This is a genomic window from Mycobacterium sp. IDUB_28, assembly GCF_055419285.1.
Map to the genome: position 1 here is coordinate 325,132 of NZ_JBVAXK010000003.1, position 22,702 is coordinate 347,833.

The 22,702-nt window shown below is 66.4% G+C and carries 18 protein-coding genes; 9 read left to right on the plus strand and 9 right to left on the minus strand.

Features of this window, described 5'->3' with window-relative positions:
- Positions 1-8: 8 nt before the first annotated feature.
- Positions 9-719, plus strand: a complete 711-nt coding sequence (rplA, locus tag ACZYZ9_RS08330; RefSeq protein WP_463825761.1) for a 50S ribosomal protein L1 — start codon at positions 9-11, stop codon at positions 717-719.
- Between the two features lie 85 nt (positions 720-804).
- Here the strand turns inward: rplA and mmaA4 are convergent, their stop codons facing one another.
- From mmaA4 to ACZYZ9_RS08370, 8 genes are all read right to left on the minus strand, one after another.
- A complete protein-coding gene (gene mmaA4, locus ACZYZ9_RS08335) occupies positions 805-1,704 on the minus strand; it encodes a hydroxymycolate synthase MmaA4 (protein ID WP_463825762.1) in 900 nt (299 codons plus the stop codon).
- 91 nt (positions 1,705-1,795) lie between these two features.
- The gene (locus tag ACZYZ9_RS08340; RefSeq protein WP_463825763.1) at positions 1,796-2,677 is read right to left on the minus strand and encodes a cyclopropane mycolic acid synthase family methyltransferase; all 882 of its coding nucleotides are present in this window, start codon (positions 2,675-2,677) and stop codon (positions 1,796-1,798) included.
- 153 nt (positions 2,678-2,830) lie between these two features.
- Complete coding sequence (gene mmaA2 / locus ACZYZ9_RS08345) at positions 2,831-3,694, minus strand: cyclopropane mycolic acid synthase MmaA2 (protein ID WP_463825764.1); 864 nt, start codon at positions 3,692-3,694, stop codon at positions 2,831-2,833.
- Between the two features lie 146 nt (positions 3,695-3,840).
- Positions 3,841-4,701: a cyclopropane mycolic acid synthase family methyltransferase gene (locus tag ACZYZ9_RS08350; RefSeq protein ID WP_463825765.1), complete on the minus strand. Its 861-nt coding sequence runs from the start codon at positions 4,699-4,701 to the stop codon at positions 3,841-3,843.
- Between the two features lie 72 nt (positions 4,702-4,773).
- The gene (locus ACZYZ9_RS08355) at positions 4,774-5,691 is read right to left on the minus strand and encodes an alpha/beta fold hydrolase (RefSeq protein WP_463825766.1); all 918 of its coding nucleotides are present in this window, start codon (positions 5,689-5,691) and stop codon (positions 4,774-4,776) included.
- A 4-nt stretch (positions 5,692-5,695) separates the two neighbouring features.
- Positions 5,696-7,042, minus strand: coding sequence for an ABC1 kinase family protein (locus ACZYZ9_RS08360; RefSeq protein WP_463825767.1), 1,347 nt, complete (start codon positions 7,040-7,042; stop codon positions 5,696-5,698).
- 61 nt (positions 7,043-7,103) lie between these two features.
- Positions 7,104-7,709, minus strand: coding sequence for a DinB family protein (locus tag ACZYZ9_RS08365; RefSeq protein ID WP_463825768.1), 606 nt, complete (start codon positions 7,707-7,709; stop codon positions 7,104-7,106).
- A 3-nt stretch (positions 7,710-7,712) separates the two neighbouring features.
- Positions 7,713-8,228, minus strand: coding sequence for a DinB family protein (locus ACZYZ9_RS08370; RefSeq protein ID WP_463825769.1), 516 nt, complete (start codon positions 8,226-8,228; stop codon positions 7,713-7,715).
- A gap of 52 nt (positions 8,229-8,280) precedes the next feature.
- On the opposite strand from ACZYZ9_RS08370, the gene ACZYZ9_RS08375 reads away from it, so the two are divergent.
- From ACZYZ9_RS08375 to rplL, 5 genes are all read left to right on the plus strand, one after another.
- Positions 8,281-12,423 (plus strand): glycoside hydrolase family 38 N-terminal domain-containing protein, encoded by a 4,143-nt coding sequence (locus ACZYZ9_RS08375; protein WP_463825770.1) that lies wholly within the window; start codon positions 8,281-8,283, stop codon positions 12,421-12,423.
- On the plus strand, positions 12,420-13,037 hold the full coding sequence (locus tag ACZYZ9_RS08380) for a DUF7158 domain-containing protein (protein WP_463825771.1): 618 nt from the start codon (positions 12,420-12,422) through the stop codon (positions 13,035-13,037). Before ACZYZ9_RS08375 ends, ACZYZ9_RS08380 begins: the two co-directional genes overlap by 4 nt.
- Positions 13,037-13,942, plus strand: a complete 906-nt coding sequence (locus tag ACZYZ9_RS08385) for an ROK family protein (RefSeq protein WP_463825772.1) — start codon at positions 13,037-13,039, stop codon at positions 13,940-13,942. Before ACZYZ9_RS08380 ends, ACZYZ9_RS08385 begins: the two co-directional genes overlap by 1 nt.
- 280 nt (positions 13,943-14,222) lie before the next feature.
- Positions 14,223-14,810 carry a 50S ribosomal protein L10 gene (gene rplJ, locus ACZYZ9_RS08390; RefSeq protein ID WP_463825773.1) on the plus strand — a complete coding sequence of 196 codons (588 nt, stop codon included), beginning with the start codon at positions 14,223-14,225 and terminating at the stop codon, positions 14,808-14,810.
- Between the two features lie 39 nt (positions 14,811-14,849).
- Positions 14,850-15,242 carry a 50S ribosomal protein L7/L12 gene (gene rplL, locus ACZYZ9_RS08395; protein WP_463825774.1) on the plus strand — a complete coding sequence of 131 codons (393 nt, stop codon included), beginning with the start codon at positions 14,850-14,852 and terminating at the stop codon, positions 15,240-15,242.
- Between the two features lie 59 nt (positions 15,243-15,301).
- Here rplL and ACZYZ9_RS08400 read toward each other — a convergent pair whose 3' ends face one another.
- A complete protein-coding gene (locus ACZYZ9_RS08400) occupies positions 15,302-15,970 on the minus strand; it encodes a TetR/AcrR family transcriptional regulator (RefSeq protein ID WP_463825775.1) in 669 nt (222 codons plus the stop codon).
- A gap of 83 nt (positions 15,971-16,053) precedes the next feature.
- Between ACZYZ9_RS08400 and ACZYZ9_RS08405 the strand changes: the two genes are divergently transcribed.
- The 3 genes from ACZYZ9_RS08405 to rpoB all read left to right on the plus strand — a co-directional run bounded on the left by ACZYZ9_RS08405 (position 16,054) and on the right by rpoB (position 22,685).
- Entirely contained in the window at positions 16,054-17,568 is a 1,515-nt protein-coding gene (locus tag ACZYZ9_RS08405; protein WP_463825776.1) for a carotenoid oxygenase family protein, read from the plus strand.
- A 117-nt stretch (positions 17,569-17,685) separates the two neighbouring features.
- Positions 17,686-18,690 (plus strand): ABC transporter ATP-binding protein, encoded by a 1,005-nt coding sequence (locus tag ACZYZ9_RS08410; RefSeq protein ID WP_463825777.1) that lies wholly within the window; start codon positions 17,686-17,688, stop codon positions 18,688-18,690.
- A 503-nt stretch (positions 18,691-19,193) separates the two neighbouring features.
- Positions 19,194-22,685 carry a DNA-directed RNA polymerase subunit beta gene (rpoB, locus tag ACZYZ9_RS08415; protein ID WP_463825778.1) on the plus strand — a complete coding sequence of 1,164 codons (3,492 nt, stop codon included), beginning with the start codon at positions 19,194-19,196 and terminating at the stop codon, positions 22,683-22,685.
- Positions 22,686-22,702 lie beyond the last annotated feature (17 nt).

Genomic DNA, 22,702 nt, shown 5'->3' on the forward strand with positions numbered 1-22,702 from the left:
GATTGACAATGAGCAAGACCAGCAAGGCATACCGCGCGGCCGCTGAAAAGGTGGACCGCAACACTCTGTACACCCCGCTGCAGGCAGCCAAGCTCGCCAAGGAGACGTCCTCGACCAAGCAGGACGCGACCGTCGAGGTGGCGATCCGGCTCGGCGTCGACCCGCGGAAGGCCGACCAGATGGTCCGCGGCACGGTCAACCTGCCGCATGGCACCGGCAAAACGGCGCGCGTCGCGGTGTTCGCGGTCGGTGAGAAGGCCGATGCGGCAGTGGCGGCGGGAGCGGACATCGTCGGCAGCGACGACCTGATCGAGAAGATCCAGGGCGGCTTCCTGGACTTCGACGCGGCGATCGCGACGCCCGACCAGATGGCGAAGGTCGGCCGCATCGCTCGGGTCCTCGGACCCCGTGGGCTGATGCCGAACCCCAAGACCGGCACTGTGACCCCCGATGTCGCCAAGGCCGTCGCCGACATCAAGGGCGGCAAGATCAACTTCCGGGTGGACAAGCAGGCCAACCTGCACTTCGTCATCGGCAAGGCGTCGTTCGACGAGAAGAAGCTGGCGGAGAACTACGGGGCCGCGCTGGACGAGGTGTTGCGGCACAAGCCGTCGTCGTCCAAGGGGCGCTACCTGAAGAAGGTCACGGTGTCGACGACGACCGGACCCGGTATCCCGGTGGACCCGTCGATCACGCGCAACTTCGCCGCGGAGGCGTAGCTCCTCCTCGCGACTGTGCATCCTGCGACGCCGCACCGGCGTGTCTCGTCGCGAGATGCACAGTCGGCGCGGGGCCGACGGCCCTCTAGGCGACCGCGCCCGGCTTCAGGTAGGTCACCAGGCTGACGTCGAGCATCTCGTCGTCGAAGTAGTGCTCACAGCCCCGCAGATACTTCATGTACCGCTCGTAGACCTCCACCGAGGTCACCTCGATGGCCTTCTCGCGGTTGGACTCCAACGTGTCGCCCCAGATGTGCAGCGTCTTGATGTAGTGCGGCCGCAGCGAAACAGGCTCGGGGACAATGAAACCGGCCTTTTCGCCGTGCTCGACCATCATCCCGGTGGACGGCAGCCGGCCGCCTGGGAAGATCTCGGTGACGATGAACTTGATAAAGCGCACCGTGTCGAAGGTGATCCGCTTCCCGCGGGCAGCCATGTCGTACGGGTGGTAGCTGACGCTGCTCTGGACGACCAGCCGGCCATCCTCGGGCATGATGTCGAAGCAACGCTTGAAGAAATCGTCGTAGTTCTCGTGACCGAAGTGCTCGAAGGCTTCGATGGACACGATCCGGTCGACGGGCTCGTTGAAGTCCTCCCAACCCTGCAGGAGCACCCGCCGGGAACGGTCGGTATCGAGTGCCTCCAGCACCTGCTGGGAACGGGCGTGCTGATTCTTGGACAACGTCAGCCCGACGACGTTGACGTCGTACTTCTCGACGGCACGCTTCATCGTGGTGCCCCAGCCGCAGCCGATGTCCAGCAGCGTCATGCCGGGCTTCAGGTCCAGCTGGTCGAGGTTCAGATCGATCTTGGCGATCTGGGCTTCCTCGAGCGAGATGTCCGGCGGCTCGAAGTAGGCGCAACTGTAGGTGCGGGTCGGGTCCTGGAACAGGCCGAAGAAGTCGTCGGAGACGTCGTAGTGCGCCTGGATGTCCTGGAAGTTGCGTTCGCGCGTCTTCGTCGGGCTAAGCGGGTTCTCGGCCATTCTGGTCTTTCTTCTCCTGGATCATCGGTAGCCGCACATGCGGGGCCTCGGGCTGAAATGCCAACCGTGCGAGCCCGTCGTGGTACGAAGTCTACTTCGCCAGGGTGAAGTGGTTGCAGTCGATATAGCCAATGCGAAATGCCTTGGCGCAGCCGGTCAGATATCTCATGTACCGGTCGTAGACCTCTTCGGACTGGATCTCGATGGCCTCGTCCCGGCGGGCCTGCAGGGCCTCACCCCAGAAGTCCAGGGTCCGGGCGAAGTCCAGCTGCAGCGACTGGATCTGAGCGACGTTGAAGCCGACCTTGGTCGCGTGCTCCTCGACCTTCTCGATCGTCGGCAGCCGGCCGCCCGGGAAGATGTCGGTGGTGATGAACTTCATGAACTTCGCCCACTCCATCGTCAACGGCATGCCACGCGCGATGATGTCCCGGGGATGCAGTCCGGTGATCACGTGGAGCAGCATGACGCCGTCGGTGGGCAGGGCCTGGTAGACGAACTTGAAGAAGTCGTCGTAGCGGTGAAAACCAAAGTGTTCCACCGCCTCGATTGTGACGATCCGGTCCACTGACTCGTCGAAGTCGGCCCAGTCGCTGAGCAGGACCCGGTGTGTGCGATTGGTGTCGACCTGGTCGAGCAGCTGCTGGCAGTAGTTGTGCTGATTCTTGGAGAGCGTGAGACCGACGACGTTGACGTCGTATTTCTCCAGCGCTCGCTTGAGCACCGGACCCCAGCCGCAACCGACGTCCAGCAGCGTCATACCCGGCTCGAGGCCCAGCTTGTCCAGCGCCAGGTCGATCTTGGCGAGCTGGGCTTCCTGCAGGTCCATGTCCTCGCGCTCGAAGTACGCACAGCTGTAGGTGCGTGTCGGATCCACGAAGAGTGCGAAAAACTCGTCGGACAAGTCGTAATGCGCCTGAACGTCGTCAGAATTGGACCGCAGACTTCCGGCGCGGGTGTACGTATCCGCCATATGTCCTCCCGTAGGACATGCCCACCCCCCCACGAGGTGGCCATCCACCGGACCCTACACGGGCGGGGGCACATCCTATGTATCTGACGTCGCCGCGAGGGCCTTTTCATCGAAATCGGGGGCGGCCAGGCATCGCTCTGGCCGCCCGCGTCACTACTTTTCCAGCGTGAACTGGTTGACGTCGATATAGCCGACCCGGAACGAGTCGGCGCAACCGGTCAGGTATTTCATGTACCGGTCGTAGACCTCTTCGGACTGGATCTCGATCGCTTCGTCCCGGCGCGACTGCAGCGCCGCGGCCCACAGGTCCAGGGTCTTTGCGTAGTGCTGTTGCAGCGACTGGCGGCGGGTCAGCGTGAAACCCGCGCGCGAGGAGTGGTCTTCGACCTTCTCGATCGACGGCAACCGTCCGCCCGGGAAGATCTCGGTCATGATGAATTTGCTGAACCGGGCCATCTCGAACGTCAGCGGCATGCCACGCTCAATCATCTGCGGTCCGGTCAGTGCGGTGATCGAGTGCAGCAGCAGCACGCCGTCGTCGGGGAGCAGTTTGTGGGCCAGCGCGAAGAAGTCGTCGTAGCGGTCGTGGCCGAAATGCTCGAATGCACCGATCGACACGATGCGGTCGACGGGTTCGTCGAACTGTTCCCAGCCCGCCAGCAGCACCCGCCGCTCGCGGGTGGTGTCCATCGCGTCGAAGGACTGCTGCACGTGCGCCGCCTGGTTCTTGGACAGCGTCAGGCCCACGACATTGACGTCGTAGTTCTCGATCGCACGGCGCATGGTGGCGCCCCAGCCGCAACCGACGTCCAGCAGGGTCATTCCGGGCCGCAGGCCCAGCTTGCCCAGTGCCAGGTCGATCTTGGCGATCTGAGCCTGTTCCAGCGTCATGTCGTCGCGCTCGAAGTAGGCGCAGCTGTAGGTCTGGGTTGGATCAAGGAACAGCCGGAAAAAATCGTCGGACAAGTCGTAATGCGCCTGCACGTCATCGAAGTGCGGCTTCAGCTGTTGAGCCATGTTTTGGTGTGCCTTTCCGGACCACATCGGGTCCCCGGTTGCATGCGAAATTGAATGTGCAACCCCCGAACATGCGAAATGCATGCTATCCGATGCAGCGCTGCATCGCTAAATTGTGACGCGTCCGACCAGCGCGAACGGCGGCGCTATTTGACCAGGGTGTATTGAGCTACATTCGACAGGCCTTTGCGGAACAGGCCCGCGCAGCCGGTGAGATAACGCATGAAGCGGTCGTAGACCTCTTGCGACTGGATAGCGATCGCCTGCTCGCGATTGGCTTCCAAATTCGCGGCCCACATATCGAGCGTTCGCGCGTAATGCGGCTGCAGGTATTGAATCTCGTCGACCGCGAATCCACTGTTCTTGGCATTGTCGATGATGTCGACTTCGCCGCACATTCCGCCGCCGGGGAAGATTTCCGTCGCCAGGAAGCGGAAGAACCGCAGATCGCTCATGGTCACGGTGATGCCGTGATCACGCCAGTACGTCTGCTCGTGGGTGAAGATGCTGTGCAGCAGCATGCGGCCGTCGTCGGGCATGATCTCGTAAGAGCGATCGAAAAACGCCGGCCAGCGCTCCTTCTTGAACGCGTCGAAGGCTTCGAAGCTGACGATTCGATCGACTTTCTCGTGGAACTCTTCCCACCCCTGCAGGCGTGCCTCGGCGCGTCGCTCAGTCGGGATCGCGGCCAGCCTTTTCTGGCTCAGCGCGGCGTGGTGCCGGCTCAAGGTGATGCCGATGACGTTGACGTCGTACTTCTCGACCGCACGGACCACCGCACCGCCCCAACCGCAACCGACGTCCAGCAGCGTCATCCCGGGTTCGAGGTTGAGCTTGTCCAATGCCAAGTCCAACTTGGCGAGTTGCGCCTCCTCGAGCGTCATGTCGTCACGCTCGAAGTACGCGCACGTGTAGACCATGTTGGGGTCGAGGAAAAGCCGGAAGAAGTCGTCGGAGATGTCGTAGGTCGCTTGGGACTCTTCGTAATACGGCTTTAGTTCGGCCATGTCAGACAACCTCCTGTTCCAACGGTAACAACCTCGCACGCGACACAAGACACGGAGAAGGAATTCATCGAACTAACCCTTGACCGTGTCGGCGGCGGCGAAATTGCTCGTGAGTTCACCGATCACTCGATCCCACAACTGCTTCGGCAAATCATGTCCCATCCCGTCGACTAACACCAATCGGGCACCGTTGATCGCCCGCGTGATGGCCCGGCCGCCCGCCGGGCGCATCAACTTGTCGGCGCGGCCATGGATCACCACGGTCGGCGCAGTGATGCGCCGGTCATAGTGCAGCAGGCTGCCGCTGCCCAGGATGGCGCTGAACTGCTGAGCGAGACCCCAGGGGTGGTAATTGCGGTCGTAGCTTTCTGCGGCATCGGCGCGGGCTTCGTCGTCGGGCGTCGGATACTTGGGACTGCCGATGATCTTGCCGACTCGAACCGTGTTGTCGATGATGACCTCGCGCGGAGACTTCGGGTCCGGTCCTTTCAGCAGTGCCAACAGCTGCCGCGGCCCCGGCGGCGGCAGCGCCCGCTGGTTGTTGCTGGAGAAGATGATGCCCAACGTCTTGGTGCGCTGCGCGTACCGCGCCGCGAACACCTGAGCGATCATCCCGCCCATCGAGGCGCCGACGATGTGCGCCTGCTCGATGTCCAGATGGTCCAACAGGGCGGCGGCGTCGTCGGCCATGTCTTCCAGCCGGTAGGCCGCCTGGCTGGGCAGACCGAGAAACGACCGGACCAGCCGCACCGGCAGGGGCTGCTGGGCGGATTGCCGTTCCGACTTGGTGGACAGGCCGACGTCGCGGTTGTCGAAGCGGATGACGCGCAGGCCCTGGTTGACCAGGCGTTCGCAGAATCCGGTCCGCCACAACAACATTTGGGCGCCCAGGCCCATGATGAGCAGCACCGGGGGATGGTCCAGCTCGCCCATGTCCTCGTAGTAGAGCTTCACATCCCCGGAGGCGGCGGTGCCGCTACGAACGTCCACGGCGCTAGACCTCGACGTCCGCGGAATGCTCGCGGCTGACCTCGACCATGAAGTTGGCGAAGTACCCGGTCAGCTGCGGATCGGACATCATCTGCCACCTCGGCGCCAGCAGCTTCATGTACCGCTCGACGTAGAGGAACTGCTTACCGATCAACACCAGCTCGCGCGGCAACTTCACGTCGTAGGCGTCGGCCAGGGCGGACAGTTGGCGGCCGATGTCGGCGTAGGACATGTCGCCCAGTGACTGCATGGTCAGCGGGGTGGCGAACTTCTCCAGGTCCTTGGCGGCCTGCGCCTCAGGTTTCACCGTGCCGACGGCGCCCATCAGCACGACGATCTTGCCCGCAGCGGCGTGGTCCTTCTTGACCAGCAGCGCGTACACCAGTTCGCGCAGCAGCCAGCGGGTGCGCGGGTCGATGCGGCCCATGATCCCGAAGTCGAAGAACACGATGCGGCCCTCATCGTCGACGTAGAGGTTGCCCGCATGCAGGTCGCCGTGGAACAGCCCGTGCCGCAGCCCGCCCTCGAACAGGCTGAACAGCAGGGCTTTGACCAGCTCGGTGCCGTCGAAGCCGGCCTTGCGGATCGCCGCGACGTTGTCGATGCGGATCCCGTGCACCCGTTCCATCGTCAACACGCGTTGGCTGGTGAAGTTCCAATGCACCTGCGGCACCCGGATGTTCTTGCCCAGCGGCGACGCGTGCAGATGCGACACCCAGGCGTCCATGGACTGGGCTTCCAGCCGGAAGTCCAGCTCTTCGGCCAGGTTGTCGGAGAAGTCGGCGACCACGTCCTGCGCCGAGAGCCGACGGCCCAGCTTGGCCAGTTCGACGGCTTGGGCGAAGCGCTGCAGGATCTGCAGGTCGGCGGCCACCCGGCGGCGGATGCCCGGCCGCTGGATCTTGACCACTACCTCCTCGCCGCTCTGCAACGTCGCGTAGTGCACCTGGGCGATCGAGGCGGACGCGAACGGTTCTTCTTCGAAGTGGGCGAACAGGTTGGCGGGCTCGTCACCGAGTTCCTCGACGAATAGTTTGTGCACCTCGTCGGTGTCGGCGGGCGGCACCCGGTCCAGCAGGCTGCGGAACTCGCGGGACAGCGACTCGCCGAACGCCCCCGGGCTCGACGCGATGATCTGGCCGAACTTCACGTACGTCGGACCCAGGTCGGCGAACGTCTGCGGAATCTGCTTGATGACCTTCTGTTGCCACGACCCTTTGCCGGGCAGGCTGGTGACCACGCGCGCAGCGGTGCGGGTGACCTGCCAACCGGTGACAGCTACCCGGGCCGCTTCGACCGGCAAGGGCACCCGGTCCAGCTTGGCCACATCGCGATGCTTGGTGGAACTCATTTGAGCAGTGTGCCAAACCTGGATGGTCAACTCTAAATTTGCGTGACCCCGCTCACGTGCTTTACGCCGGACTGGCCGGTCTGCGCCACGGCGTGATCCACGGCTTCGGTTCCCAATTCTCCAACCCGGCGATGAGTTCGTACATAGTGGCGCCGTCGATGGATTCCCGGATGATGTCGGCTTGCCCGGAGTGCCGGGCCAGCTCGTTGATCACGTGCAACAGGACCCAGCGCACCGACCAGGCGTCGATGTCTGTCGGGAACCACGGGGCGTCCCGCGGCACCGGCACCCGGGCATCGAGGTCGGCGGTCTCGGCCAGCCGCAGGGTCCGGGCATTCTGCTCGGTGAAGGCCCGCAGCAGCCCGGCCAGTGTCTCGTCCGGTCCCATCACGTACTCGGCGTGGAACTGCGCGGCTCGCACCTCGAACGGTCGGGTGTCCCGCTCCGGCTCGCCGGGTGCGGCGGCGACCCGCGCCATCCAGCTGCGCTGCATGCCGGTGGCGTGTTTGACCAGGCCGCCAATCGACAGCGCGCTGGCCGACGGCGTCGAGCGCGCCTGTTCGTCGGTGAGTCCGTAGCAGACGGCGAAGTACGCGCTCTGGTGGTAGGCGAGGTATTCACGCAGCGCGCTGCGTTCGTCGGCTACTGGTGCGGCAGGTGCAGGCATGTATCACTCCTTGTGTAGGTAGAGGTCGCGCAGGCAGGCGATTTCGGCGCCGTGATGGATCGCTTCCCGATTGATGTGCAGGACGAGTTCGAGCAGCGCGTACTCGGCGTAAGGGCCTTCGGCCGGTCCGCACGGGCGGTTCAGATCGGTAGCGGACAACGATCGCACGCCGGATATCCAGGCCGCGTAGGTCTCGTCGAGCTGGTGCAGCGCGGTGGCGGCGTCGGTGGCATAGGTCCAATGCTGATAGTCGGCCGGCGGCCCGCCGAAATGGTTGTGGTTGCGCATCGCGAAAACACCGACGATCACGTGGGCCAGCCGCCAGGCGATGGTGGTGAACGGAACCGGATCCGGTGTCGGGTAGGCGAAGTCGATCGAGCCGTCCGCGTGGACGGTCCAGCAGTCGGGTACCGGCTGCCAGAAGTACTCGTCGTCGGTCAGACCCGCCAGACGGGGACGCAGTTGGGTGCGCCAGTGCACGTCCAGTTGATCGGCCAGCTGTGCGGTCAGGTCTGCCATGTCCACCGAGTTTTCCATCCACGACGGCTGCGGGTCGCCGTAAGGTGCGGGAATGCAGGTGATTTCGGTCGGTTCGACCGAACTGTTCGTCGGTCCGTCCCAGGCGCCGTTGCAGCTCGTGCAGGTCGGGGTTGCCGTCACCGGACCAACGACGGTCTACGTCGACGGCGACGGCCTGAGTGGGTCGATGGTGGCCGAACTCGGACAACTCTTGCTCGAGATCCCGGTCAAGGTGCGCCGCCCCGTCGTCGGACAGCGACGGGCGGCACGCGTGCGGGCGGGCGACGCCGACATGCCCTTCGAGTTCGTGGTGGCCGAGCCCGGTTGGACGATGTTCATGATCAGCCATTTCCACTACGACCCGGTGTGGTGGAACACCCAGGGTGCCTACACCAGCGAATGGACCGAAGACCCGCCCGGACGCGCCCGGCAGACCAATGGTTTCGAGCTGGTGCACGCGCATCTGGAGATGGCTCGTCGCGATCCTGACTACAAGTTCGTGCTGGCCGAGGTCGACTACCTCAAGCCGTACTGGGACACCCGGCCGCAGGATCGCGCCGACCTGCGCCGGTTCCTCGCCGACGGCCGGGTCGAGGTGATGGGCGGCACCTACAACGAGCCCAACACCAACCTCACCAGTCCGGAGACGACCATCCGAAACTTCGTGCACGGCATCGGGTTTCAGCGCGATGTGCTGGGCGCGGACCCGGCCACCGCCTGGCAACTCGATGTCTTCGGCCACGATCCGCAGTTCCCGGGAATGGCTGCCGACGCCGGGCTGACCTCGAGCTCGTGGGCGCGTGGACCGCACCATCAGTGGGGTCCGGGGCAGGACGGCATGCAGCGCATGCAGTTCTCCAGCGAATTCGAGTGGATCTCGCCGTCGGGCAACGGTCTGCTCACCCACTACATGCCGGCCCACTATTCGGCGGGCTGGTGGATGGACTCGTCGACCACGGTGCAGGAGGCCGAGGAAGCCACCTACGCGCTGTTCGAGCGACTCAAGAAGGTCGCGCTGACCCGCAACGTGTTATTGCCGGTAGGCACCGACTACACCCCGCCCAACAAGTGGGTCACCGAGATTCATCGCGACTGGGCTGCCCGCTACACCTGGCCGCGCTTCGTGTGCGGGCTGCCGCGCGAATTCTTCGCCGCGGTGCGCGCCGAACTCGGCGAGCGGGGCGCAGTGGCCTCGCCTCAGACCCGCGACATGAACCCCATCTACACCGGCAAGGACGTGTCCTACATCGACACCAAACAAGCCAACCGTGCGGCGGAGAACATCGTCCTGGACGCTGAGCGCTTCGCGGTGTTCGCCGGGCTGATGACCGGTGCCGAGTACCCGCAGGCAGCGTTGTCGAAGGCATGGGTGCAGCTGGCCTACGGCGCCCACCACGACGCGATCACCGGATCGGAATCCGACCAGGTCTACCTGGACCTGCTGACCGGCTGGCGCGACGCCTGGGAGCTGGGCGGCACCGCGCGGGACAACTCGCTGCAGCTGCTGTCCGGCGCGGTGGCCCGCGACCGCGACTCGGTGGTGGTGTGGAACCCGTTGACGCAGCAGCGCAGCGACGTCGTGACCCTGCGGTTGGACGCGCCGGCTACCGGGGTGCGGGTGCTGGACTCCGATGGGATCGAGGTGCCCGCGCAGGTTGACGACGACGCGTGCTCGGTCAGCTGGCTCGCCCGGGATCTGCCGTCGCTGGGCTGGCGCACGTACCGGCTGGTTCCCGGCGACGCCGCGGGCTGGGTCCCGAAGGCGGGCCGGGAGATCGCCAACGAGCATTACCGCCTGACCGTCGACCCGCAACGCGGCGGGGCGGTGACCTCGCTGGTACACCAGGGCCGCGAACTGATCGCCGTCGGCGAAGTCGGCAACGAGCTCGCCGTCTACGACGAATACCCCGCGCACCCGACCCAGGGCGAAGGTCCCTGGCACCTGCTGCCCATGGGCCCGGTGGTCGGGTCCGCGGAAGAACCCGCGACCGTGCAGGCGTATCGCGGGCCACTGGGCCAGCGGCTGGTCGTCCAGGGTGGCATCGGCACCCTGTTGCGGTACACCCAGACCCTGACGCTGTGGCACCAGGTCGACCGTCTGGACTGCCGCACCACCATCCACGACTTCATCGGCGAGGACAGGTTGTTGCGGCTGCGCTGGCCGTGTCCGGTGCCTGGCGCGACGCCGGTCAGTGAAGTCGGGGACGCCGTCGTCGGGCGCGGATTCGCGTTGTTACATGACGGGGACCGTTCGGTGGACACCGCGCAGCACCTGTGGACGCTGGACAATCCGGCCTACGGCTGGTTCGGGTTGTCGTCAGTGGTTCGCGTGCGGATCGGGAGCACCACGCGGGCAATCTCGGTGGCCGAGGTGATCGCGCCGTCGGAAACCGTGTCGGGTCCGTTGGCTCGCGACCTGATGGTGGCGCTGGTGCGCGCCGGTGTGACGGCCACCTGCAGCGGCGCCGACCGACCCCGCTACGGCCACCTCGACGTCGACTCCAACCTGCCTGACGCCCGGATCGTGCTGGGTGGGCCGGCTGGCAACGTATTCACCGCGGCGCTGCTGGCCGAGGCCGATCCCGCCTATGCCGACGAACTCGAACGGCAACTCACCAAGACCGGCAAGGCGCGGATATGGGTACCGGCGGCGACGGACCTGACCGCGGTCTGGGTGCCTGACGCCGACCTGCGGGCCCGCCGCGCGCTGCCGGTGCTGGTGATCGCCGGACGCGACGACAAGAGCTTGGCCGCCGCGATCGCCTCGGTGGTTCGCGACCTGGCCGACGCCGAGATCGTCGTCCGCCAGCGCTGCCCGGTCGACGCCGCGACGTTTGAGGACTACACCGTCGCTGTACTGAACCGCGGGGTGCCCAGCTTCGCGGTGGACACCGAAGGCACCCTGCACACGGCGCTGATGCGGTCCTGCACGGGCTGGCCGTCGGGCATCTGGATCGACGAGCCACGCCGCACCGCGCCGGACGGTTCGAACTTCCAACTGCAGCACTGGACCCATGATTTCGACTACGCGCTGGTCTGCGGCCGCGGTGATTGGCGGCGCGCCGGGGTGCCGGTCCGCAGCGCCCAGTTCGCCAACCCGCTGATTGCGGTGGCTCCCCGCGACCAGCACGGGGCGTTGCCGCCGGTTGGGTCGCTGCTGCGGGTCGAGCCCGAGTCGGTAACGCTGGGGGCGCTCAAGGCCGCCGGGAACCCGCTGACCTCCGGCCGCGCCGAACCCGTCACATCGAGCGACGTGGCCGTGCGGCTGGTCGAATCGACCGGTGTGGCGACTCGGGTCGAGGTCAGCTCGGAACTCGGTGAGCTGCGCGCGATCCGGCACGCGAATCTGCTGGAAGTGGCGCAGCGCCGCACCGGCGCCATCCGGCTGCACGGCTATCAGGTCGCAACTGTTCGAGGTCACCTTGACGTGCCTGCCCTACCTGTCGAACCTACTGAGCTGGCTCCGCAGGCCGAGGTGGCCCAGCCGCTCTACGCCCGGTACTGGTTGCACAATCGCGGCCCGGCACCGCTGGGCGGACTACCGGCCGTCGCCCACCTGCATCCGCAGCAGCTCAGCGCCGAGGCGGGCGACACGGTGACACTTCGTCTCACCGCTGCCAGCGACTGCACCGATGCCGAACTGGGCGGCACCGTCGAGGTGCGGTGTCCCGACGGTTGGTCCGCCCAACCGGCCGAATTGCCCTTCACCCTGGGCGTCGGTGCGCACCTGGAAACCGACATCGTGCTCACCATCCCGGCGCACGCGCCGGCAGGGTTATATCCGGTCCGGGCGCAGTTGCGCCTGACCTCCGACGTGCCGTCGTGGCGGCAGGTGGTCGAGGACGTCGCCGTCCTGGCCGTGGGAACCGACGACGACGAACTCCTCCATCTGCGTGACGGTCCGACCGACATCGTGCTTTCCGCGGGACAAGCGATGCGGCTGACCGTCACGATCGGCAGCCGGGCCCGCGCCGATCTGGCGCTCGAGGCACACCTGATCAGCCCGTGGGGGACGTGGGAGTGGACCGGGCCGGCCGCGGTCGGGGCCGTCCTACCGGCCGGCGGCGCCGTCGAGCTGACCTTCGATGTGGCACCGCCCCGCTGGCAGGATCCCGGGCAGTGGTGGGCGCTGGTCCGGGTCGGCTGTGCGGGCCGGTTGGTCTATTCGCCGGCGGTCAAGGTGACGGTGACATGACCCATCACGTGGTGGCGACGGTCGGCGGCGCCGAGGTCGAGGAAGCCGAAGTCGATGCGCGCGAGGCGCGGTTGCGCAACGGACCTCGCGCTGCCGCGTTGCCGGCCGTCGGCACCAGCGAGGGCCGCCAGTTGCGGCGCTGGCTCACGCAGCTGATCGTGACCGAGCGGGTGGTTGCCGCCGAAGCGACCGCCCGTGGCCTGTCCGCCCTCGATGCCCCACCCGAGGCTGACCTGCTGCCCGACGTCACCGCCCGGCTGGAGATCGGCAGCATCGCCGCCGCGGCGCTGGCCGATCCGCCGGCGCGCGCGTTGTTCGCCGATGTCACCGCGGGTGTCGACGTCAGCGACGACGATGTCGCCGACTATCACCGGCGCAACCCGATGCGGTTCGCGCCGGCCCGCCCCGCCGGACTCGGATGGCGGACACCGGCGCTGGTCGCCCCGCCGCTCGATCAGGTGCGGCAGGCGGTCGCCGGGCATCTGCTGGGGGCTGCTCGGCGGCGCGCGTTCCGGGTCTGGCTGGACGTGCGTCGCGCCGAACTGGTGCAGCTGGCCCCCGGTTACGAGCATCCTGGCGATCCCCGCCAGCCTGACAACACCCACCGACACTGATGCTGACGCTTTGCCTGGATATCGGCGGCACCAAGATCGCAGTCGGTCTCGTTGACGACGTCGGCGCGCTGGTGCACACGGCTACCTGCCCGACGCCGGCCGGTGTCGATGAAGAACAGATCTGGGCCGCGGTCGAGGCCCTGATACGCGACGGACTGCACGTGGCGGGCGGGGTGGTGGCCGGCGTCGGGATCGCGTCGGCCGGTCCGGTGGATCTGGCCGGCGGCACGGTCAGCCCGATCAATATTCCGGCCTGGCGCGGTTTCCCACTGCAGCAACGGGTTTCAGCCGTCGTGCCCGGGGTGCGGGTACGGCTGGGCGGTGACGGCGTGTGCATGGCACTCGGTGAGCACTGGCAGGGCGCGGGACGCGGTGCCGGCTTCCTGCTGGGCATGGTGGTGTCCACCGGGGTGGGCGGGGGCCTGGTGCTCGAAGGGTTGCCCTATGACGGCCGCACCGGTAATGCCGGTCACGTCGGTCATGTGGTGGTCGACCCGAACGGTCGGGGGTGTGCCTGCGGTGGGCGCGGCTGCGTCGAGACCGTCGCGTCCGGTCCGTCGATGGTGCGTTGGGCTCGGGAAAACGGCTGGTCAGCGCCGCCGGCGGCGAGCGCCAAGGAGTTGGCCGACGCGGCCGCCACCGGAGATCCGGTGGCGCTTGCGGCATTTCAGCGGGGAGCCGCCGCGCTGGCCGCGATGATCGCCTCCGTCGGCGCGGTATGCGACCTGGACCTGGTGGTTATCGGCGGGGGAGTGGCCCGCTCCGGGCCCCTGCTGTTCGACCCGCTGCGTGCGGCGCTGGCCGAATATGCCGGATTGGACTTCCTGACCGGTCTGCGGGTGCTGCCCGCCGAACTCGGCGGAAATGCCGGGCTGGTGGGCGCGGCGCGCCTGGCCGGGCTGTAGCGAGCGGCGCGCCGCGGCAGCGTCGTGGGTCGCGCGTGGGTGCGAATTGGCTGTTCGGACCAGGCCAGGCTATGGTGGGTGCCGATCCACCGAAGACCGTCGGTCACCGAGCAATCGGTTGAAGGTCCGGGAACATCCCGGCGGCCCACGCAGGAGGACGAGGCAAGACCGCCGGCCGACGCGCCGGTGAATCCCAACGCCCCGGCCGCACCCTGCGCCGGGGCGTTAGTCGTCTGCGGTGGAACGAGACGCCGAGTCCACACACGTACAGGAGGCATGCATGGCCAGGGCTGACAAAGCCACCGCCGTCGCCGACATCGCCGAGCACTTCAAGAGTTCGAGCGCGACCGTCATCACCGAGTACCGCGGTCTGTCGGTGGCCAACCTCGCCGAGCTGCGCCGATCGCTGGGGGAGGGAACCACCTACGCGGTGGCCAAGAACACCCTCATCAAGCGCGCTGCCTCCGAGGCCGGCATCGAGGGGCTCGACGAGCTGTTCGCCGGTCCGACGGCGATCGCATTCGTCACCGGTGAGCCGGTGGATGCCGCCAAGGCACTGAAGACCTTCGCCAAGGAGCACAAGGCGCTGGTCATCAAGGGCGGTTACATGGACGGACACGCGCTGTCCGTCTCCGAGGTCGAGCGCATCGCCGACCTGGAATCCCGCGAGGTGCTGCTGGCCAAGCTGGCCGGTGCGATGAAGGGCAACCTCGCCAAGGCTGCCGGGCTGTTCAATGCGCCCGCGTCGCAGATGGCCCGCCTGCTGGCCGCTCTGCAAGAGAAGAAGGACTCCGAAGCCCCCGCAGCCGCAGCTGCGGAGACGCCCGCAGCTGCCGAGGCACCCGCCGAAGCGGCATCCGCCGAATAACTCCGACCAAACGCACAAAGTTCAGAAAGGACCCACACCATGGCAAAACTGTCCAGCGACGACCTGCTCGACGCCTTCAAGGAAATGACCCTGTTGGAGCTCTCCGACTTCGTCAAGAAGTTCGAGGAGACCTTCGAGGTCACCGCGGCCGCCCCGGTCGCCGTCGCCGCGGCCGGCCCGGCCGGTGGCGGCGCAGCCGCTGAGGCCGCCGAGGAGCAGACCGAGTTCGACGTGATCCTCGAGGCCGCCGGTGAGAAGAAGATCGGTGTCATCAAGGTGGTCCGCGAGATCGTCTCCGGCCTGGGCCTCAAGGAGGCCAAGGACCTGGTCGACGGCGCGCCCAAGCCGCTGCTGGAGAAGGTCGCCAAGGAGGCCGCCGACGAGGCCAAGGCCAAGCTCGAGGCCGCCGGCGCCAGCGTCACCGTCAAGTAGTTCCATCCGCGCAGCCCTCGGGCATCCCGGCAACGGGGTCCCGGGGGCTTCCGCGTTTATCAGCGCAGTGCAGCCAGCTGCGAGCGCTGTACCCGCTCAGCTGAATCGCCTAGGGCGACCAGCAGATTCGTGGTCATTGCGGCCAGCACGGGGACCAGTGCCGAGCCGTCGGCGCCGTAAAACCCGGCCAGCTCGAGCATCACGTAACCGTGGATGAGCGCCCAGAATTGGGCTGCCGTGGCCACCACGGACGCATCGTCGTCCGCCGGGCACGCCGTGATCCGGCCGGCGAGAATGCACCGGTGCACCGCGCGCACCACGTGGGCGAAGCTGGGTTCGTGCTGCTCGATCTCGTCGAGCGACAGCGTCAGGACGTCGCCGGTCGGCGCGTTGATGCCGTGCGCACTGGTGCTGCCGAACATCAGCCGGTACATGTGCGGGCGCTCGATCGCATACCGCCGGTAGGCGGCTCCGACGGACATCAGATCGGCCACCGGGTCGTCGGTCTCCGGCACCGCCAAGGCGGCGTCGAACTGGCGTAGACCCTCCTCGGCGACCGCGGCGATGAGTTCGCGCATCCCGCCGAAATGGGTGTACACGGCCATCGTCGAGGTGCCGGCGGCACCGGCCACCTTGCGGGTCTGCAGCGCATCGGGACCGTGCTCGTCGAGCAAGTCCACCGCGGCCTGCACCATCTGGTCGCGAACGCTGCGCTGGGTCGAAGTCATCTCGCCAAACAATATTGCCATCTCCTCGGCGGCGGCGTACCGTCCCAATAACAGCGTAATAACAATGTTATAGGAGTTCAGCGATGACGGCCACGCAGACCGCCCAAGCCGGCAACCCGTACCTGAGTGGTTTTCTGGCACCGGTGCGGGCCGAACTGACCGCAACCGACCTCGAGGTCACCGGCCACATTCCCGAGCACCTCAGCGGACGCTATCTGCGCAACGGTCCCAACCCGGTCGCCGAGGTCGACCCGACTACCTACCACTGGTTCAGCGGGGACGCGATGGTGCACGGGGTCGCGCTGCGCGACGGCAAGGCCACCTGGTACCGCAACCGCTGGGTGCGCACCCCTGCGGTGTGCGCCGCATTGGGCGAGCCGCAGCCCGCGGGGCTGGACCCGCGGGCCGGCATGCTGTCGGTGGGGCCCAACACCAACGCGTTGAGTCACGCCGGCCGGACGCTGGCCCTGGTCGAGGGTGGCGGCGCCAACTACGAGTTGACCGACGAGTTGGACACGGTCGCGCCCTGCGACTTCGACGGAACCCTCTTCGGCGGCTACACCGCCCACCCGCACCGCGATCCGGCGACCGGGGAATTGCATGCCCTGTCCTACTCCTTCACCCGCGGACGCACCGTGCAGTACTCGGTGATCGACACCAACGGACGTGCCCGTCGCACAGTGGACGTCCGAGTGGGCGGGTCGCCAATGATGCACGACTTCTCGCTGACCGAGAAGTACGTCGTGATCTACGACCTGCCCGTAACGTTCGACCCGATGCAGGTCCTGCCGGTGCGGGTGCCGCGCAGACTGACCAGGCCGGCTCGCCTGGTGGCGGAGTCGCTGCTGGGTCGCGTACGGGTACCCAACCCCGTCGCGGCGATGATCAACCGGAACCGGCAGCCCGTGCACAAGATGCCGTACCGCTGGAACGCCGACTATCCGGCGCGCATCGGCGTTCTGCCCCGCGAGGGCACCGGCCGAGACGTCCGGTGGTTCGACGTCGAGCCGTGCTACGTCTATCACCCGCTCAACGCCTACAGCGAAGACCGCGGCGGCAACGAGGTGCTGGTCCTGGACGTGGTGCGCTATGCGCGGATGTTCGATCACGACCTGCGCGGTCCCGGCGACAGCAAGCCCACCCTGGACCGCTGGACGATCAACCTGACCACCGGCGCACTCAGCACCGAGCGCCGCGACGACCGCCCGCAGGAGTTTCCCCGGATCAACGAGACCTTGCTGGGCGCCAAGCACCGGTTCGGCTACACCCTCGGTGTCGACGGCGGCTATCTCTCCGGCGGCGCCCGCGACATGTCGACGGCGGTGTACAAGCACGACTACGCAACTGGCGCCCGCGAAGTCGCCGCCCTCGATCCGGACCTGTTGATGGGGGAGATGTCCTTCGTGCCCAACCCGGCCACGTCCCCGGCAAGCCGGGTCGAGGATGACGGCGTCCTGATGGGTCTGGGCAGCCGCCGCGACACCGACACCGGCGTGCTGTTGCTGCTGGATGCGCAGACCCTGGAAACGAGGGCCACCGTGGAACTTCCGCAGCGGGTCCCCATGGGCTTCCACGGCAATTGGGCACCTTTTGAATAGGGTGTGCTGGGCGGATTGTTATTGATCCAACCCTGATGCGTAGACCGGCCGTGCGCTACAGTGACTCAAGCCACACGGGGCTGGTGGCTGAACCGCGCGTCGACGGAAGGGTCTCCCATGGGTGTCGCGATCGAGGTAAACGGGCTTACCAAGTCGTTCGGATCCTCGAGGATTTGGGAAGACGTCACGCTCACCGTCCCCGCCGGAGAGGTCAGCGTGCTGCTGGGCCCGTCGGGTACCGGCAAGTCGGTGTTCCTGAAGTCATTGATCGGCCTGCTGAAGCCGGAGCGCGGCTCGATCCTCATCGACGGCACCGACATCATCGAGTGCTCGGCCAAAGAGCTCTACGAGATCCGCACCCTGTTCGGGGTGCTGTTCCAGGACGGCGCGCTGTTCGGCTCGATGAACCTGTTCGACAACACCGCTTTCCCGCTGCGGGAGCACACCAAGAAGAAGGAAAAAGAGATCCGCGACATCGTCATGGAGAAACTGACGATGGTGGGTCTCGGCGGTGACGAGAAGAAGTTCCCGGGTGAGATCTCCGGCGGTATGCGCAAGCGTGCCGGCCTGGCGCGGGCCCTGGTGCTCGACCCGCAGATCATTCTGTGCGACGAGCCGGACTCGGGTCTGGACCCGGTCCGTACCGCCTACCTGAGCCAGCTGATCATGGACATTAACGCCCAGATCGACGCCACCATCCTGATCGTGACCCACAACATCAACATCGCCCGCACCGTGCCGGACAACATGGGCATGTTGTTCCGCAAGCACCTGGTCATGTTCGGGCCCCGCGAGGTGCTGCTGACCAGCGACGAGCCGGTGGTGCGGCAGTTCCTCAACGGTCGGCGTATCGGGCCGATCGGTATGTCGGAGGAAAAGGACGAGGCCACCATGGCCGAGGAGCAGGCCGCGCTCGACGCGGGCCAGCACGCCGGTGGTGTCGAGGACATCGAGGGAGTGCCGCCGCAGATCCAGGCGTCGCCCGGGATGCCGGAGCGCAAAGGCGTCGCCCGCCGGCAGGCCCGGGTGCGCGCCATGCTGCACACCCTGCCGAAGAACGCTCAGGAAGCGATCCTGGACGACCTCGAAGGCACCCACAAGTACACCTCGCACGAGTACTGATCCGACCGGTCGCTGCCGAGTTCTGCTGCGCAGGATTCCGGCGTGCCGCCGCGCGCCCGCCGGTCGTCGGCGATGCCCCCACCAGCGGGCACCGTGGAAAATTTCTCCACACCTCTGCACAACTTGCCGTGCCCACCTCTTGACGGAACAGCCCAAACGGGTCAATCTGTTGGGCAGCATGTGTACGCGGGATATCGCAGGTGCCAGCCAGCGCCGGTCTTCCACGGACCGCGTGCGACCGTGTGTAGTGGTGCGCATTTGAGGAATGTACTGTCCTGCGCTATTGTTGGACGTTGCGCTGGCTACTTCCTGCCCACCTCACACCCGCCACTTGACACCGTGGTCTTAGCCTGAGCCCTTTTCTGCGGCTCAGCTATTCAGTTGCGTGCGTGAGATCCGGACAGTTCGTCCGCCAGCCGAACCGATAAACATCTGCGGCGAACAGACCCGGTGGCGTCTCCTCAGGGCTCTCATAGTCGCACGAGGTGCTGGAAGGACGCATCTTGGCTGATTTCCGCCAGAGCAACACAGGTCGCCCACAGAGTTCTTCGAACAGCTCCGTACCCGGGGCTCCCAACCGGGTTTCTTTCGCCAAGCTGCGTGAACCGCTCGAGGTCCCGGGATTGCTCGACGTTCAGACCGATTCATTCGAGTGGCTGATCGGCTCGCAGCGCTGGCGTGAGACCGCCGCCAAGCGCGGCGACGTCAACCAGATGGGCGGTCTCGAAGAGGTTCTCTACGAGCTCTCGCCGATCGAGGACTTCTCCGGCTCGATGTCGCTGTCTTTCTCCGACCCGCGCTTTGACGACGTCAAGGCACCGGTCGACGAGTGCAAAGACAAGGACATGACGTACGCGGCGCCGCTGTTCGTCACCGCCGAGTTCATCAACAACAACACCGGCGAGATCAAGAGCCAGACGGTGTTCATGGGTGACTTCCCGATGATGACCGAGAAGGGCACCTTCATCATCAACGGCACCGAGCGTGTCGTGGTGAGCCAGCTGGTGCGCTCGCCGGGCGTGTACTTCGACGAGACCATCGACAAGTCCACCGAGAAGATGCTGCACAGCGTCAAGGTGATCCCCAGCCGCGGCGCGTGGCTGGAGTTCGATGTTGACAAGCGCGACACCGTCGGCGTGCGCATCGACCGCAAGCGGCGTCAGCCCGTCACCGTGTTGCTCAAGGCGCTCGGCTGGACCAACGAGCAGATCCACGAGCGGTTCGGCTTCTCCGAGATCATGATGGGGACGCTGGAGAAGGACAACACCGCGGGCACCGACGAGGCGCTGCTGGACATCTACCGCAAGTTGCGCCCGGGCGAACCGCCGACCAAGGAGTCCGCGCAGACGCTGCTGGAGAACCTGTTCTTCAAGGAGAAGCGTTACGACCTGGCCCGCGTCGGCCGCTACAAGGTCAACAAGAAGCTCGGGCTGAATGTCGGTGCGCCGATCACCAGTTCGACGCTGACCGAAGAGGACATCGTCGCCACCATCGAATATCTGGTCCGGCTGCACGAAGGCCAGCACGAGATGACGGTGCCCGGCGGCACCGAGGTGCCGGTGGAAACCGACGACATCGACCACTTCGGCAACCGCCGGTTGCGTACGGTCGGCGAGCTGATCCAGAACCAGATCCGGGTCGGCATGTCCCGCATGGAGCGCGTCGTGCGCGAGCGGATGACCACCCAGGACGTCGAGGCCATCACGCCGCAGACCCTGATCAACATCCGTCCGGTCGTCGCTGCGATCAAGGAGTTCTTCGGCACCAGCCAGCTCTCGCAGTTCATGGACCAGAACAACCCGTTGTCGGGTCTGACCCACAAGCGTCGTCTGTCGGCGCTGGGGCCGGGTGGTCTGTCGCGGGAACGGGCCGGTCTGGAAGTCCGGGACGTGCACCCGTCGCACTACGGCCGCATGTGCCCGATCGAGACCCCGGAAGGGCCCAACATCGGCCTGATCGGGTCGCTGTCGGTGTACGCGCGGGTCAACCCGTTCGGGTTCATCGAGACGCCTTATCGCAAGGTGGTCGACGGTGTGGTGTCCGACGAGATCCACTACCTGACCGCGGACGAGGAGGACCGCCACGTGGTGGCGCAGGCCAACTCGCCGATCGACGAGGGCGGCCGATTCATCGAGCCGCGCGTCCTGGTCCGTCGAAAGGCCGGCGAGGTCGAGTACGTGCCGTCCTCCGAGGTGGACTACATGGACGTCTCGCCGCGCCAGATGGTGTCGGTCGCGACCGCGATGATCCCGTTCCTCGAGCACGACGACGCCAACCGGGCCCTGATGGGCGCCAACATGCAGCGCCAGGCGGTCCCGCTGGTGCGCAGCGAGGCGCCCCTGGTGGGTACCGGAATGGAGTTGCGCGCGGCCATCGACGCCGGAGACGTCGTGGTGGCCGAGAAGGCGGGCGCCATCGAGGAGGTCTCGGCGGACTACATCACCGTCATGCACGACGACGGCACCCGGCGCACCTACCGGATGCGCAAGTTCGCCCGCTCCAACCACGGCACCTGTGCCAACCAGTCCCCGATCGTCGACGCCGGCGACCGGGTGGAGGCCGGCCAGGTGATCGCCGACGGGCCCTGCACCGAAAACGGTGAGATGGCTCTGGGCAAGAACCTGCTGGTGGCGGTCATGCCGTGGGAGGGTCACAACTACGAGGACGCCATCATCCTGTCCAACCGCCTCGTCGAAGAGGACGTGCTGACCTCGATCCACATCGAAGAGCACGAGATCGACGCCCGCGACACCAAGCTGGGCGCCGAGGAGATCACCCGGGACATCCCGAACGTCTCCGACGAGGTGCTGGCCGACCTGGACGAGCGCGGCATCGTGCGTATCGGTGCCGAGGTGCGCGACGGCGACATCCTGGTCGGCAAGGTCACGCCCAAGGGTGAGACCGAGCTGACCCCGGAAGAGCGGCTGCTGCGCGCCATCTTCGGTGAGAAGGCCCGCGAGGTTCGCGACACCTCCCTGAAGGTGCCGCACGGTGAGTCCGGCAAGGTCATCGGCATCCGGGTGTTCTCCCGCGAGGACGACGACGAACTGCCCGCCGGCGTCAACGAGCTGGTCCGGGTGTATGTGGCTCAGAAGCGCAAGATCTCCGACGGCGACAAGCTGGCCGGACGGCACGGCAACAAGGGCGTCATCGGCAAGATCCTGCCGGTGGAAGACATGCCGTTCCTGCCGGACGGCACTCCGGTCGACATCATCCTGAACACGCACGGTGTGCCGCGACGGATGAACATCGGCCAGATTCTGGAGACTCACCTGGGGTGGGTGGCCAAGGCCGGCTGGAACATCGAGGGTGCCCCGGACTGGGCGGCGAATCTGCCCGAGGAGCTGCGGCATGCCCAACCGAACCAGATCGTGTCCACCCCGGTGTTCGACGGCGCCAAGGAAGAGGAGCTGCAGGGCTTGCTCTCGGCGACGCTGCCCAACCGCGACGGCGAGGTGCTGGTCAACGAGGACGGCAAGGCGGTGCTCTTCGACGGGCGCAGCGGTGAGCCGTTCCCGTACCCGGTGACCGTCGGCTACATGTACATCATGAAGCTGCACCACCTGGTGGACGACAAGATCCACGCCCGCTCCACCGGTCCGTACTCGATGATCACCCAGCAGCCGCTGGGTGGTAAGGCGCAGTTCGGTGGTCAGCGGTTCGGTGAGATGGAGTGCTGGGCCATGCAGGCCTACGGCGCGGCGTACACGCTGCAGGAGCTGTTGACCATCAAGTCCGACGACACCGTCGGCCGGGTCAAGGTCTACGAGGCGATCGTCAAGGGCGAGAACATCCCCGAGCCGGGCATTCCCGAGTCGTTCAAGGTGCTGCTCAAGGAACTGCAGTCGCTGTGCCTCAATGTCGAGGTGCTGTCGTCGGACGGTGCGGCCATCGAGCTGCGCGAAGGCGAGGACGAAGATCTCGAGCGGGCTGCGGCCAACCTGGGAATCAACTTGTCGCGCAACGAATCTGCCTCCGTCGAGGACCTCGCCTAACTATCAGTTTCAACACC